The organism is Sphaerochaeta globosa str. Buddy (genome assembly GCF_000190435.1).
GTDB classification, from domain to species: Bacteria; Spirochaetota; Spirochaetia; order Sphaerochaetales; family Sphaerochaetaceae; genus Sphaerochaeta; species Sphaerochaeta globosa.
Genome location: NC_015152.1, coordinates 1,837,465 through 1,852,267 on the forward strand (window position 1 = coordinate 1,837,465; position 14,803 = coordinate 1,852,267).

Consider the following 14,803-nt stretch of genomic DNA (forward strand, 5'->3'; position numbering starts at 1 on the left):
AGGAGGGGTAACCATGAAAACAGGTATGCTGAAGGGGATGAGCGTTCTTTTGCTCATCGGTCTGCTCATCGGGTGCACATCCGGTTCCTTTGAAATTGGGCCCGGTGGACCGAGTCTGAATCTTGAATATTCCAAAGAGGCAAAACAAGCCGAAGTAGTGGAGGTTGAACCTGCAGCTGTGGTGGAAGCGGAAATTGAGGAAGAGGCTGCGCCTTCCCAGACTGTCAAAGGAAAGCTGCCTTCGCTTGCAGCCTGGGATCAGAATCCCGAAAGTTTTACCAACATCATCGGTGATCGGGTTACGCTTCAGCTCCCTGCCAATGGGTTTGAATCCGCAATCTATGGGCTGGGAGTCTATACCACCGACAGTTCCATTGGAACTGCCGCGGTACACATGGGCTTGATCACCTTTGCAAAGGGCGGCGAAGTCACCATCGAGATTACCGATGGCCGTACCAGCTATGGCGGCCTTTTACGTAACGGAGTGGTTTCGGGCTCGTACGAATCATGGCCGTTGAGTTTCATCTTTGTGGATGCACAGGGAAATCCCATTTCCTTGGAATCCACAGGAGGAGTCAACATCGAATGGTCCGACACAGTACGGGAGCTCGGTCTTGAAATCGGAGAGAGAATGACCGTCAGCTTGCCGGCGGGAGGATCACTAAGAGACGTTTGGGGCTCAGATCCCTATACCGGTGATACGCCCATCGGAAGTGCTGCCGTTCATACGGGCCTGATTACCGTTGCTGCAGGGGGAAAGGTTACCGTGGAGCAGTTGCCCAGGCGTGCGTTCTTTGCCGGTTCGGAGAAAAACGGCATCTCCAGCTACGAGTTTGATGCTCCGATCGATGCATTCACCTTCGTCCTTTGATCGATTACCGAGTCTTAATGCTTGAGGAGGGCTGCAGTGCAGCCCTCTTCTCTTGTCATCAAAGAACGAGTGAGATACAGTCAGAGCCTAGGAGCTGATCATGAAATTACAGAAGAGTGCCTTACAATTAGGATTGAGATTATTGCCTGTAGGCGTGCTATGCAGTATCTATCTGGCGATGACGAATATCACCGTCATGCGTCAAGGAGGCATGGACGCTCCTGTCGCACTGCTTGTATTCTCTTCCCTTATCCAGGTAGCCTTCATCTATACCCTCACTCTCTCCTACGTGGGCTACCTGCTTGCACAGAAAACCGACTTGATCAAACCATTTGCCTTCGTCAGAAAAGAAACGATATATACCATACTCGTGGGCTTTGGCTGTGCCTTGGTGATGGTCAGTGATTACTTTCTCTTTGCTCCCTTGATCCCACAAATCAAAGCCGTTTATACCAAGGAATCCTTTACGCTTGTTTCCCTTCTTTTCTCCATGCTCTACGGAGGCATTATCGAAGAGATTATGCTTCGTCTTTTTTTCCTCTCGCTTGTGGTATTCATATTTGATCTTATAGGAAGAAAAACCAAGAACGGGAAGCCTCTTCCCCGTTGGTATTACTGGACGGCAAATACCCTAGCCGCACTTTTGTTTGCACTCGGACACCTTCCTGCGACGCAGATGGCCTTCGGTTCCCTTACTCCCCTTTTGGTCGGTCGGGCTTTCTTGCTCAATGGAGTGCTGGGTTTTGTGTTTGGGCTTCTGTATATACAAAAAGGCCTGCAGTACGCAATGCTCGCCCATGCCCTCACCCACCTCTTCAACCAAGCGATTTTGCGCTTCTTCATCCTCTAGCCTATGGATATTCGTGCACTGCTGTTGTTCCTTGGAGTTCTGACGGCCTTTTCCGTCATAGTGAGAATCCGGGAGAAACGCAGTGCGTCCAGTTTCATGGGTGAACGGTTGCTCTATCTGAGAATTCACCAAAGTTTGGTCCCTTTGTATAAGAGTCTGGATGAGTTGGCACTTCTCAATCGGCAAGTATACACCTTGCCCTTGGGCCTGAGCCTGCTTGCCACCATAGAGGAATTCGCCTTTGAGAACATGCAGGTATTCAGCCTTGGGGACAAACGATCGCACAACTTGGTGTTTTTCCTTCACGGCGGGGCCTATGTCGAACAACCTTCGTTCGCACACTGGATGTTCCTTGAACGCATCATGCGCCTCAGCAATTGTCGCATCATCGTTCCCATTTACCCAAAGGCTCCCGACCACCAGGTCACCAAGGTACTGCCGTCCCTTCTGCGGCTCTACAGGATGCAGGAAAGTGATCATCTCACCCTTATGGGAGATTCTGCAGGTGGTGGACTTGCCCTTGCCCTGGCACAGAGCATGGACGAGAGGCAGAAGAAAGAACTTGATCACATCATCCTTCTCTCCCCCTGGCTGGATATTGCCTTAGCCAACCCGGCTACCGACTTTCTCCAAAAGAGCGACCCCATGCTTTCCAAGGAACAGCTGCTCCTCTATGGAAAAGCTTGGAGCGGGGAGGTCGACCCAAAGGATTGGCGGGTGAGCCCATTGTACGGTTCGCTTGTTGGATTAGCACCGATCACCCTGTTTGTAGGGACCCATGAACTTTTTCTTGCCGATGCCCGCTCACTGAAGCGAAAGGCAAAACAGGAGTTGGTCATGTTGGAATATCATGAAGCAAAGCGGATGAATCATGACTATCCGCTCTTCCCCATTCCTGAAGCACGACGCGCCCAAACCAGAATTGCTCATATTATTGGAGGCCGGATATGAAGAAACCAGTACTATTGCTTTGTGTTTCCCTTATAGTGATTTTGCTTCTCAGCGGCTGCCTTGCACGTGATGCAATGCAGCCGACGTCAAACGTAGCAGGATTCTTCTTGGGTGTATGGCATGGTTGGATGGCCCCCATCGCCCTTATCGTACGCCTGTTCAATCCAGCCATACGCATCTATGCAGTACACAATACAGGATGGTGGTATGAGTTTGGCTTCTATCTGGCAATTGTGGGAGGTTTCGGAACCCTCTCCTTGGTCAGGAAGAAGGGAGACGGTCATCGATAAGCAGCGCTTCATACTCCGCTACCTGCAAGGGTTGGCTGAAAAAGAACCCCTGAACGACATCACAACCCAGCTGTTGGAGCATCTGCACCTGTTCGCGGGTTTCAACGCCTTCTGCTACAGTTGTGATGCCTAACTGGTTCGCCAAGGAGATAATGTGCTGGACAACAACCATTCCTCTTTGATGCTCATCACTACCCTTGAGGAAGCCCTGGTCCAATTTTATTACATCGATGGCAACATCCTTGAGCATGGTAAGGGAGGAGTAACCGCTGCCAAAATCGTCAAGGGATACGAGAAACGAGTGAGATCGCAGCGAAGCCAGTACCAGGGAAAGATGCTTTACATCGTTGAGGAACAGGCTTTCAGTCAACTCGAACTCAATGAGATGGTGGGGTACTTCATAGCGGTCGATCATATCGACCAGTGATTGGTCATAATGGGTATTGAAGAGGTAGGAGCGTGATTGATTGACTGAAATCGGGTGAATCGGCAAGCCTTTGCTTTGCCATTGCCTGACGAGCTTGCAAACTTGCTCAAGCACAAACATATCCAGTGTCACCAAAAGATTGTGTTTTTCCAGCAAGGGGATGAACTGGGAAGGAGGCAACAAGCCTTTGCTCGGATGATCCCACCTCACCAAGGCTTCACAGCCGACCAGGTGACGAGTCGTAAGCGAGTACTTTGGCTGAAGTACGATATGAAATTCACCATCCTTGAGTGCTTTGGTGAATACCTTTTCCAATTCACTCTCCTCAAGCAACTGGGAACGCAATACTTCGTCGTAGTAGAGGTGGCCGCTGGTCTGCCGTTCCTTGAGTGCAGAGAGGGCGAACAGTGCCTTGTCGACGGCTTGGTTGATGGGTACCTTGTTGCCCTCGATCAAGGAGACACCGATGAGTATGTCCAGCTGGAAGGGAGACGTACCAGGAAATGAAAACCTTTTGAGTTCTTCAGTGATAACACTGATTCTTCGTTCCAAGGTCTCTTTTTCCCGATAACTGCATAAAAGAATGAACTTGTCCCCGCTAAGGCGGGCGCACACACCGTCCTTGGTTGTATAGCGTGGCAGGACTTTGGAGAAATGCACCAAGAGAGAGTCCCCGAAGGCATAGCCGAAGTGGTCATTGATAAGCTTGAACTTTCCAATATCGAAAATGATGACTGCATAGGGACTACGCGCCCGCTCAAGCAACAGGGAGGACTCCTGTACGAAATGGTTTTTGTTCGGCAACCCGGTCAATTCATCCTGAAATGCCAGATGCATGAGCTCTTGTTCGTACACATGGTCTTTGTAGAGCAGGTAGACCAAAAGAGAAAGTAAAAGCAGAGAGACCAAAACAGCCATGGAAAGCGAAGCTTGGAGAATTGTCAGATACGCCATCTCAAGTAGCCTGTCTTGACTTTCAAGGACAAAATAGCCATAGCCATCGCCAAGGGGCATAATGGAAATGAAGGACAATCCAGTCTTTTGCAGGGTTTGCATCTGTTGCCCTTGCTTCCACGCTGGAACCATTTCTTGCAACGTCTTCGGCTCAAATTGCTGTGCATCATCCTTGAAGTGCCAGAGTATCTCACCATGTTCTGCCGCCCAGAGCATACTCGAACTTTCCGAATACTCTGGACACGCAAGCAAATTATAATACGATAGCGGATTGACTTTCAGTTGCAGAAAGGCTTGTTTGCCGTCGGCGAGCTGCAAGGCGACGCTATGGATCATTTGCTGGGAATCTACGGTGAAGGATTGAGTCATTGATGAATGTTGGTCAAGAACGAGATTGATATCTGCATTGACAATGCCGTGCACAACCTCGAGGCTTTCTTGTGCAGAGAGCGTAGAAAGCGATTGAGCCAGGGCAATAAGCCGATTGCGGTCAGCCTCTATTTGGAAGGTGATGAGGTCGGCACATTGGCGGGCCCGATGCTCATACTGATTTTGCTTTTCTTCATCCAGCAATGCATCGAGGCGGGTGTAGAAGAGAAAAAATGCGAGAATAATGATCAAGACAATAGGGAAACCCGCGAGAATGAGCCGAATGGCGACATGTCCTCTTCGCTGTATATGAACACCCTTGTTCGGCAGGGCTTTCCAATTACTATACAAGCGAGTATTTCGCATACAGCTCCTTACACCGCTGGTGTGTCTTCAGTATATCGCAAGAAAGAGGAGAATCAAGGAATCTCTGATTATATGCTCATATTTTTTTACAATTTCTCAAGCAGAGCATGCAGGCTTGCAAGCAAATGTTCTTTCTCCTATAGTACCCCTCATGATAGCCTCATCATTTTTACAAATGCTGCCCATCCTGCTCGTTGTTTTGGGTGGTTATGTGCTCAGCGCCTTATACACAATCAAGGTACAGGATTTGGTGAACGTAGTCTCGGATTTCTTTATGCCGGCACTCATTTTCATCTCCCTGACAGAAAGCGACCTCAGCGGCCAAGCCATCAGCGATATATCCAAGGCATCCGCCTTGGTCTGTATTCTGTTATTTGCAGCAGCATTTCTTTGGGCAAAGCTCGCCAAAGAGGATATCCGTTCGACCGTCCCTCCCCTTGTATTCATGAACTCAGGCTTCTTAGGCATCCCCCTGATGAAACTCTGGGGAGGTATGGAGGCTATGAATCTCATCCTCATCTATGACCAAGTACAGGGCATTTTCATGTTCACCCTCGGCATTCTGGTCATAACAGGCGGCTTCAGCAAAAAGAGCTTGCTGTCCATGTTCCATTCCCCAATTCTCTGGGCAGTGGTGCTGGGCTTTCTTTTTCGGCTGACACCGTTGAGCATGCCCTCCAGCCTTGTGGCAACCTTCACCTTTGCAGGAGAAGCCGCCTCCCCCCTGGCAGCTTTTGCTCTGGGAGTCTCCATACGATCGATCAAGTTCACCTTTAGCTGGAACCTCATAGGAGCTCTATTGCTGCGTTTTGTGGGAGGCTACCTCATCGGCTATCTTGCTGCCATGGCTTTCGGCCTAACCGGGTTGACCAGGACGGTGGTCATTGTCGCCACCGCCCTGCCTTCTGCCATGTTCACCAGTATCCTTCCGCTGCGGTATGGACTGCCCAACCAGTTTGCCAGCACCATGGTTCTGGCATCCACACTGCTGGGAGTCATTACCATTCCCCTCTCGTTTGCCTTGGCAGGCTAAAGCTCGAGTATTTTGGTTTTAACCTCAGAGAAACTCAAGCCTTGGCTCTCAGCAACCGTCTTGATGGAGTCGGTTTTCTTCAGGGGGCCGAGAATGGCTTCCACTTCCTCTTGTTTGTAGCCTGCGATCAATAAATCCCCAAGTGTTGTCTTACCGGTAAAGGTAAGGGTACCACTTTCAGCTTCCGGCTTCACAACCACAGGTTGGGTGGAAAGGCCTTCGGGCAGCGTAACCGCGTCACGCGTATAGCGCTCAAAATTTGGATCAGTATTCTTTCCTTCCCTGACCAATACCTCAATGGCACTCTTAGGCAGCAGGGTTGTCTCTTCCGCCTCATAGGGAATACCCGTATAGAGTGAGACGAACAGCCTGATCGAATCAGTTCCGACTTCAGCTCCTTCAGCAATTACACCAGCCCAAAGGGTCTCCAAATCTCCCAGCCGTTCATCGAGCGAAGTTCTTTGGAATGCCGCAAGTATGGATGCTTCGGGAATCGAAAAGCTCTTAAGGACATCACGGTAGGTATATGAGCCACGAATGTCGGCAGGATTGGCATAACCGGCGAAGTCACCGCTCTTGATCAAGGCCGGCTGTTTGCTGGATACCGTACTCCAAAGTCCCAGGGCAACTGATAGGAGAATTCCTCCGACAAGGATGGCTGTAGTCAAAAGACCAACCTTGTTCGTCGAGACTACTGCCTTATCGGCTTTTATGCCTGTTGTTACCGTCTTGGGCACCGGACAGGCGCGGTCGCTGGTGCACTCCATGCATGAAATACACTGTGCAGAAGTAACGGCGGCCCCACCTTGCACATCGATATTCATCGGGCATGCACGATTGCACTTGGAACAGCTGATACATGTCTGTTCAACGCGGCGGACCTTGAAAATTCGGAACCGGTTGAAGATGCCCAGCAACGCTCCATAGGGACACGCATACTTGCAGAAGGGGCGTTCCACAAAGAGTGAGAGGAGAACGACAATGCCCAGTATAATGGTCCCGGCAAGGGAGAACTCGCTGCGCAGGAATGAGAAGAGTGCATAATAAGGATCGTAGGCTTGGAACACCAAGGTTGCTGAGACACTGGTCATGACCAATACCCACACCAACACAACGTAGCGAAGCAGTCTAAGCCATCGATCTATCTTTTGGGGAACGAAGGTATTGTAGCGTCGCTTGAAAATTTTTCTCCCAATACGCCCTACCCACTCTTGGAATGTTCCGAATGGACAAATCCAACCGCAGATGACCGGTCCGAACAGCAAGGCAAGCAACAGTCCGAGGACCCCTAAAATTACCGAGGAATCATGGATTTTCTTGACCAAGGTACCCTCGGTAATCAAATTCCATGCCGTCACCACGCCGCCGAAGGGACAGATTGCGTGCAACGAAGCGGTACTGGGGGTAAACGGAAGTACTACTCCCCGCTCTGCCGCCGTTCCCAAGGCTATGACCACTACCACCCAGACAAAAAAAACAATCTGCACGATTGTTCGGATTCGAATATGCTTCTTCTTCAGCGTTTTCACGATTTGCCCTCTCCTATTTCGTACCAGCGTATGAGCTGATTGTGTGAACTATATGGAGCATTGCTTCAGTATCGGTAAAACCTACTGGGTATGCTACACTTTGTATTCATCAGGAGGACGATATGCGAACCCTTACGCTTTCCTTGCTCGTACTGCTACTCGGTATTTCCTTGGCGGCCATGCCGGTACAGGAACAACAAAAGCCTCTGCTTTCAGAAGAGCAGCAGGCAGAGCTGTTTGTCAAGTCAGTACAAGGGTTTTCAGACAAGTTATTCTTTGCCCATGATGCAAAAGCCTCCAATCGGATGGTTTCCCCCCTTTCTGTGCTGCTCGCCCTCGCGATGACTGCAAACGGGGCTGAGGGAGAGACGCAGGACCAAATGCTTAGGGTGCTCACCGACTCTTCACTTTCCATGGAAGCATTGAATCTGGCGAGCCTTGCTTACCTGAAACAAACTTCCAAGGAAGTAAGCATCGCAAACAGCTTGTGGGCAAATGAAAACGTAACACTTTCCTCGTCCTTTCTTTCCCGAGTCAGAAAGTCATATCAGGGACAAGCTCGGAATCTCGATTTTCTCTCCCCCAAAAACACAAAAACCATCAATGACTGGGTCAAGGATGCCACCAAAGGTGCCATCGACAGCATCATCGATAGCGTAGAGCCTTCCATGATTCTCTATGTGATCAACGCCATCAGCTTCAAGGATGCATGGAGAAACGAATTCGAGGAAAGGGCGACTCGGCCTTTGACCTTCCACACAACCCAAGGTGATGTCTCTTCGTTGTTCCTGAATCAAGAAGGCCATTTTCCCTATCTCCATCAGAATGGGGCTTCCTACCTTTTTTTGCCCTATAAGAACGAGCGATATATCCTAACAGCCATCCTGGTCGATGAGGAAAAGGATTTGCAGTCCTTCCTCTCACAGCAGAAACATGAGGGTTTCTCATCTTCACTCTTTGCAGCATTTGAAGAGGCACAGTATACGAACATCGACCTTTCCTTTCCCAAATTCGAGAGCAGATACTCCGACAGCTTGGTGGATGAACTCCAAGCTATGGGAATGCAGTACGCATTCGATACGAACAAGGCTGATTTCTCAGCCATGCTTGCTTCCAAACAGCCCGAAGCTGTCATCGACGAGGTACTGCACAAGACATTCATCCGTGTCGATGAGGCCGGTACAGAAGCCGCAGCCGTCACCGCTGTCATGATGAAAGCAACCAGCATGGCACCTCAGAGTTCCTTGCGCCTGATTTTCAATCGGCCCTTCGTCTATGCGATTTTGGACCTTGAAATGCATATCCCGCTCTTCATGGGAGTACTGGAGAATCCGAAGCCATAACGCAAAACGTTCTTGAGAAGCGACATCCGGTGATGTACACTGCTAAAAACGTGGAGGCACATCATCAAAAACCTTAGCATGCGTACCAAGCTCGGGTTCGGCATAGGAGACTTGGGCGGCAATCTCTTTTTCACCATCATGGGCTTTTACCTGCTCTTTTACCTCACCGATATCATCGGCCTTTTGCCGGCCCTTGCCGGTACCGCCCTGATGATCGGCAAAGTATGGGATGCCATCACCGATCCGATCACCGGCTATGTATCAGACCGGACCCGTACCCGATGGGGACGCAGAAGGCCCTACATGTTTGTAGGGGCCATCATCTCCTTTTTCTGCATGGGTCTGATGTTCACTCCTGTCCAACTTTCCAGCCAGATGAGACTGTTTGTGTATGTCACCTTCCTGTACTGTACACTCAATACTGCCTATACCTTGGTCAACATCCCCTACGCTGCCTTGCTGCCGGAGTTGACCGAAGACTACAACCAACGGACAATCCTCACTGGATACCGCATGAGTTTCGCCGTAGTGGGAACCTTTGTGGGAGCGGCATTGGTCATGCCGATCATCGGCTTGTTCAGCTCCGTCTCGGTGGGATGGTCGATGATGGGAACCTTCATGGGAGCAGTCATGCTCTTTTCCACCTTGGCAACAATTTTCGCCATCAAGGAGCCCACCTATTCAGGAACGAGCGAGCTCGATGGCTTTGCATCCACGTTTGCCGATGTGATGAAGGAGAAGGTATTCCTCTCCGCCTTGCTTCCCTGGACGTTTTTCATCACCGGCACTTCCATGATCCAAGGTGCGCTGGTCTACTATTTCGCCTACATATTCGGCAACGAAGGCCTTTTCCAACTCGCCCTTGTCGCCCTATTGTCCTTCAGCCTGCTGTGTATCCCGATTTGGGTCCAGGTATCCAAACGCATCGGGAAGAAGGCGTGCTATATGATCGGCATGTCCATTATGTCCGTAGCGGTAATGCTGTTCAGCCTGCTAGGGACCAAGCTCGGACCTACCTTCGGAGTCATTGTGATGGGTTTTGCAGGGGTTGGGCTTTCCACCCACTATGTAATGCCTCATTCCATTCTTCCCGACATTGTCGAGTATGACGCGGTGACAAGGAACAAAGGAAGGCGTGAGGGAGTTTTTTCCAGCCTCTGGACGTTCTCCAGCAAACTCGGACAAGCATTGGCCCTCGCACTGAATGGATGGATACTTGCCTTGTTCGGATATCAGAGTGAACACATCAGTGAGGTTGCAAAAATCGGCATTGTGCTCATTTGCGGACCCTTGCCGCTTCTCTGGTATATTGCCGGTATTTGGATTTTGCGCACCTATCCCATAGACCGGGTCTACTATGAACAGATGATTGCAAAGCGGGACAACGCGTGAACAAATCTACTGAACAATTCCCCACCCCGCACTTCAGCAGGTCTATCTACCGATTCAGCCGCATCATTGGGAGGCCCTATGTGCGGTTTGCACTGGGCATCAACACCCTGAAAGTGGTTAACCGCCCTATTCTTACACGGGAAATACAAACCTTCAGAGAGGGGAAGCAGAGTCTCATCATTGCCTTCAGACATACAGCGAAGGAGGATGCCCCTGCCCTGTTGGCGGCTGTAAAAGAAAGTCATCTGACGTTTCTCTATGGACGGGATGTCCTGAACTGGGCTGGAAAGGCAACTAAGTTTCTCTTCCCACGCCTGGGGTTTGTAGCAGTACAGAATCGCGGGAACAACAAGGAAGGCATGCGCTATCTGCGCAAGGAAGTAAGTCAGGGGCGTTTTCCTCTCACACTGGCACCGGAAGGACAGGTCACCTATCACAGCCACCGTTGCCAACCTATTGAAATGGGGGTTGCAACCATGGCTTCCTGGGCTTTGGAAAGCAACAAGGATGTAACCATTCTCCCCATCGCCATTGGCTACCATTATACCAACAGTCTAGATTCCCTGCTCAGGCGTTGGCAGGCAGAAACCGGGCTTCTCCTTACCAACCAAGACGATCGAGGGCGGCTACTGGAAGCTTGTGAAAAAAGTCTCCAGCTGGTTGCTTCGTTCTTTGGCCTTCCGCTTTCGGATGAACCCGATTTCCTTGTACGCAGGAATCTGCTTTGTGAAGCCTTGCTTACACTCGGAGAACAGCAAGCAGGGCTTACCTGTGGAGAAGGGAAACTATTGGATAGACTTTTCGGGCTCCGCTATGCAGGTGAGGACACCCTGTTCAACCAGAAAGAAAGTCCACGCCCGTTTGTAAAGCAGGCAAGCATTGCCTACAGGCAGGCAGGAGCCCTCCACTTTTTACGTATCAGCCAAGTTGTCGATATCCTGGAATACCTGGACCCCTTCTACGCAGAGGGAAGCAATAAGCAGAATCGCAATATTGAAGTTGCGCTGAACCTTCTGGATGTCAACAATCGTCTTGCTGGAGGCTCAATAAACACCCGCTACAGTCCCAAAAGAAAGCGAGCCACCATTCTCATCGGGGATCCAATTCGTTTCCAATGCCAAGAAACACAGAAAGGCGGACGCCGAAAGCGCCTGGACCTCATGCATGAAGCGGTATTTCAAGGTTTACAGAAAACCAGTGATGATTTGGTGCCTTAAGCTTTGACTGTCTTCGTCAAGGTAAAGGAAATCGGATGGTCCTTGTAATGACCCCTTCTCTCGTTGGGCATCAGCATCGCAAGGCGGAGCATGATCTCATCCGCAAGGGCTTGGCGGGTATCGCCATCAATGCGCCCTCCCTTCTGGATAATCTCGAAAACTTCCCCAACCTTGATGGTGATAACGGTCCGTTTCAGGCGTTTGATGTTCTTGGAGAACGAATTGAAGCCCATGACAACTACGGGAATCATCGGGACATCCTTCTTATGGGCGATGAAGGCAACGCCTCCCTTGCCTTCCTGCAGGCATCCATCTTTGCTACGCGTCCCTTCAGGAGCGATGGCAAGGATGTGCTGCTCATCCAGCACCTTGAAACAAGCATCCATCGTGCTTCTGCCCATATTCTGCCGATCAACAGGAATACTCTTCCACGTGTTCATCAGATACGCCATGAACTTGTGTTCCCACAGTTCCTGCTTTGCAATGGCATGCAACGGACGGGGTTGGAGGAAAGCATACAGCATCGGTCCCTCCAAATTCGAGGTGTGGTTCACCATCATCAAAAGAGGGCCGGCTTGCGGGACTTTGGCAAGCTCACTGCGGTCGATGCGAAAAAAGAGCCTGAAGAATGTCCTCAGCAGGCTGTTGATCATGCGTTCTGACAGTTTCATTGCCTCATAATAGCAGACTGCCCCCCTCCTGCCAAGAAGTACATGGTCACCTTTTCTGCTTGGATAGCATAACCAAGTAGGGTATCACCAGCAAAGTGGCAAGACAGGCCAGTAAAGCGAAGGCAACCCTCAAGGAAACAAGGTTGCCCACAAGTCCGACCAAGGGGAAAATGGCAATCATGAACAGGCTGTAGGCCATGCTCTGGAAACTGAGGATGGTCGCTCTGAACTTGGAGGGAATCAATTGATTCAGATAGGTCGAAATAGTGGGGATCAACAATCCTTCAATGGATGCTGACAATACGTAGAAGGCCATCGAATAGGGCGTGAGCGCCACTCCCCAAAGCGTGACAAGCAGCATGAGAGGACAGCAGACTAGTAATCCTTTTTGACCGATTCGTTTCTCAATCGCATGTGCTTTCACCGAGAAGAATGCTGCAACTGCTGCATGGATGGAAAACACGATACCGATTGATGCTGGATCATAGCCCAGGTGTGTCCAATGGTTCTGCAAATAGAAAAACAAGCAAACCATGAAGGCGAACAATGACTCACTGAAAAGAATGAAAAAACCGATACGCGGTGTTTTTTTGAATACCTTGCCACTGTCCAGAATTTGGCTTTTCAAGGAGGAAAGTACCGATGCCCAGACCGACGTTCTCACTCTGCTTTCCTGCTTTTCCAACTCCGGTTCACGAAAGAAAAGCGCTATGCATAAGCCAATGACGGCAGAACCGATGGTCGCATAGAACGCGAGAGCGAAATTGAGGGAAGCAAGATAGCCCCCCACCAAGAAGGACAGGATTGACCCTATCTGGTTGATCAGCTCATCGTTGCCCTTCACCTTGATGTATCGATCTTGTTGACCATCAAGCAGCAGTGAGTCATACAGCAGGGCATCGCCGGCTCCCGATTCAAGGTTGTATCCCAATGCACTCAACACAAAGGCAAGTACCTGCAAGAGGAATGTGGAGCTGTACAGCATGAAAACCAGACTCAGGGTATAACTGACCCTGCCTGCAATGCGGCTTGCCTTTCTTCCCCAGATATCAGCTACCGAACCGGTTGGGACTTCCATCAGAAACGAAGTACTATGAAAGATTGCCTCGAGCAGACCCAACTGCATCAGGGAGAAACCCTTGCCGGCAAGGTAGATCATCCAAAGGCCATGGGTGAAGGAGAGGCTGAGGGAAAATGAGAATGCATAGGCCAAACCAATGTTTCTTGTGTATCGCATGTTCCTCCCCCTTGTAGGCAAACCTTGCCCATCATACGCCTAGAACGTACAGGAGGCAAGAAATGTACCCATTGAATACCCAATATTTGCAGAATTCATGGTATGCTGAATGACATATTCAACGAAGGAGACCGCCATGGAAACGAGAACATGGGAGAAAGCCGACCTCACTACCTCCCTCTTGGGCTTCGGCGCGATGCGCCTGCCGCTTTCTGATACGCTCAGCATCGACAGAGCAGTTGCATCTGAAATGCTCAAAGAGGCCTATGAGAGCGGAGTCACCTATTTCGATACCGCCTATACCTATCACAATGGGGAGAGCGAACTTTTTTTGGGTTCGTTTCTCAAGCAATATCCAAGAAACACCTACCAACTGGCAACCAAACTGCCGCAATGGCTCGTAAAAACACTGGATGATGCAAAACGCCTATTTTCTGAACAGTTGGAACGCCTGCAGCATCAGTACTTCGATTTTTACCTCATCCATGCCATTGATAAACAAGCCTACGTACGTATGCAAGAGCTTGGGGTGGTCAGCTATCTTGAAGAACAGCAGAAGGTAGGCAAGATCAAACAGCTAGGCTTCTCCTTTCACTCAATCTATGAGGATTTCGAATATATCGCCGCCTCCAGGACCTGGGACTTTTGCCAACTGCAGTACAACTATCTGGATACCGAGGACCAGGCGGGAGATAAGGGATATGATTTGAGTACCAAGCTGGGTATACCCGTCATCGTGATGGAGCCCATAAAAGGTGGTTTGCTGGCCAATCTTCCCCCCGACCTCGAAGCAAAACTCAAGGCACTCGATCCTTCGGCCTCGAGTGCTTCCTATGCACTAAGGTGGGTCGCCGACCATCCAAATGTGAAGGTAATTCTCAGCGGCATGTCCACACCTGAACAGGTGATAGAGAACCTAAAAACGTTTCAGTCTCCCAAAAGGCTTTCAAAGGCTGAGCGTGCTACCCTCGATGCAATCGGACAAACCATGCGTGACAGAGTCGGAAACGGTTGTACGGGCTGCAAGTATTGCATGCCCTGTCCCTTCGGTGTCGACATTCCCGGCAATTTTGCCCTGTGGAACAAGCAGAGGATGTTTGACTCCTATCAGGTGATACAGGCGCAGTGGGAGAATGCCAAGGAGCTGGGCAAACGCCCGACTTCCTGCACCGAATGCGGTCAGTGTGTCCCCTTGTGCCCTCAGCATATCAATATCCCTGAGGACCTGAAACGGGTACACAGTGAACTGGAATCACTGCGGTTCTGAGGGCTCTCGTCTTTTTTCCCAAGTTACTATATCGTG

General features: G+C 50.2%; 13 protein-coding genes. 9 read left to right on the plus strand and 4 right to left on the minus strand.

Going from position 1 to position 14,803, the window contains the following annotated elements; translation table 11 throughout:
* Positions 1 to 13 precede the first annotated feature (13 nt).
* The 4 genes from SPIBUDDY_RS08575 (at position 14) to SPIBUDDY_RS08590 (ending at position 2,962) form a co-directional block, all read left to right on the plus strand.
* Positions 14 to 871: an LCCL domain-containing protein gene (locus SPIBUDDY_RS08575; protein WP_013607362.1), complete on the plus strand. Its 858-nt coding sequence runs from the start codon at positions 14 to 16 to the stop codon at positions 869 to 871.
* A gap of 100 nt (positions 872 to 971) precedes the next feature.
* Entirely contained in the window at positions 972 to 1,721 is a 750-nt protein-coding gene (locus tag SPIBUDDY_RS08580) for a CPBP family glutamic-type intramembrane protease (protein ID WP_013607363.1), read from the plus strand.
* 3 nt (positions 1,722 to 1,724) lie between these two features.
* Positions 1,725 to 2,672: an alpha/beta hydrolase fold domain-containing protein gene (locus tag SPIBUDDY_RS08585; RefSeq protein ID WP_013607364.1), complete on the plus strand. Its 948-nt coding sequence runs from the start codon at positions 1,725 to 1,727 to the stop codon at positions 2,670 to 2,672.
* Positions 2,669 to 2,962, plus strand: a complete 294-nt coding sequence (locus SPIBUDDY_RS08590) for a hypothetical protein (protein ID WP_013607365.1) — start codon at positions 2,669 to 2,671, stop codon at positions 2,960 to 2,962. The genes SPIBUDDY_RS08585 and SPIBUDDY_RS08590 overlap by 4 nt, the downstream gene beginning before the upstream one ends.
* Here SPIBUDDY_RS08590 and SPIBUDDY_RS08595 read toward each other — a convergent pair.
* A complete protein-coding gene (locus tag SPIBUDDY_RS08595; RefSeq protein WP_013607366.1) occupies positions 2,934 to 5,078 on the minus strand; it encodes a putative bifunctional diguanylate cyclase/phosphodiesterase in 2,145 nt (714 codons plus the stop codon). The genes SPIBUDDY_RS08590 and SPIBUDDY_RS08595 overlap by 29 nt on opposite strands.
* Positions 5,079 to 5,229: 151 nt before the next feature.
* Between SPIBUDDY_RS08595 and SPIBUDDY_RS08600 the strand changes: the two genes are divergently transcribed.
* The gene (locus tag SPIBUDDY_RS08600) at positions 5,230 to 6,111 is read left to right on the plus strand and encodes an AEC family transporter (RefSeq protein WP_041381263.1); all 882 of its coding nucleotides are present in this window, start codon (positions 5,230 to 5,232) and stop codon (positions 6,109 to 6,111) included.
* Here the strand turns inward: SPIBUDDY_RS08600 and SPIBUDDY_RS08605 are convergent.
* A complete protein-coding gene (locus SPIBUDDY_RS08605) occupies positions 6,108 to 7,640 on the minus strand; it encodes a 4Fe-4S binding protein (protein WP_013607368.1) in 1,533 nt (510 codons plus the stop codon). The two genes, SPIBUDDY_RS08600 and SPIBUDDY_RS08605, sit on opposite strands and share 4 nt — an antisense overlap.
* A gap of 122 nt (positions 7,641 to 7,762) precedes the next feature.
* On the opposite strand from SPIBUDDY_RS08605, the gene SPIBUDDY_RS08610 reads away from it, so the two are divergent.
* The 3 genes from SPIBUDDY_RS08610 (at position 7,763) to SPIBUDDY_RS08620 (ending at position 11,592) form a co-directional block, all read left to right on the plus strand.
* Positions 7,763 to 8,983: a serpin family protein gene (locus SPIBUDDY_RS08610; protein WP_013607369.1), complete on the plus strand. Its 1,221-nt coding sequence runs from the start codon at positions 7,763 to 7,765 to the stop codon at positions 8,981 to 8,983.
* 78 nt (positions 8,984 to 9,061) lie between these two features.
* Positions 9,062 to 10,375 carry an MFS transporter gene (locus tag SPIBUDDY_RS08615; RefSeq protein WP_013607370.1) on the plus strand — a complete coding sequence of 438 codons (1,314 nt, stop codon included), beginning with the start codon at positions 9,062 to 9,064 and terminating at the stop codon, positions 10,373 to 10,375.
* A complete protein-coding gene (locus tag SPIBUDDY_RS08620; protein WP_013607371.1) occupies positions 10,372 to 11,592 on the plus strand; it encodes a lysophospholipid acyltransferase family protein in 1,221 nt (406 codons plus the stop codon). Before SPIBUDDY_RS08615 ends, SPIBUDDY_RS08620 begins: the two co-directional genes overlap by 4 nt.
* On the opposite strand, the gene SPIBUDDY_RS08625 is transcribed toward SPIBUDDY_RS08620, so the two are convergent.
* Positions 11,589 to 12,263 (minus strand): lysophospholipid acyltransferase family protein, encoded by a 675-nt coding sequence (locus tag SPIBUDDY_RS08625; RefSeq protein ID WP_013607372.1) that lies wholly within the window; start codon positions 12,261 to 12,263, stop codon positions 11,589 to 11,591. The genes SPIBUDDY_RS08620 and SPIBUDDY_RS08625 overlap by 4 nt on opposite strands.
* Before the next feature lie 46 nt (positions 12,264 to 12,309).
* Positions 12,310 to 13,500 (minus strand): MFS transporter, encoded by a 1,191-nt coding sequence (locus tag SPIBUDDY_RS08630; protein ID WP_013607373.1) that lies wholly within the window; start codon positions 13,498 to 13,500, stop codon positions 12,310 to 12,312.
* Positions 13,501 to 13,636: 136 nt separating this feature from the next.
* Here SPIBUDDY_RS08630 and SPIBUDDY_RS08635 point away from each other — a divergent pair, with 136 nt between their 5' ends.
* Positions 13,637 to 14,767, plus strand: a complete 1,131-nt coding sequence (locus SPIBUDDY_RS08635) for an aldo/keto reductase (protein ID WP_013607374.1) — start codon at positions 13,637 to 13,639, stop codon at positions 14,765 to 14,767.
* The last annotated feature ends 36 nt before the right edge of the window (positions 14,768 to 14,803 follow it).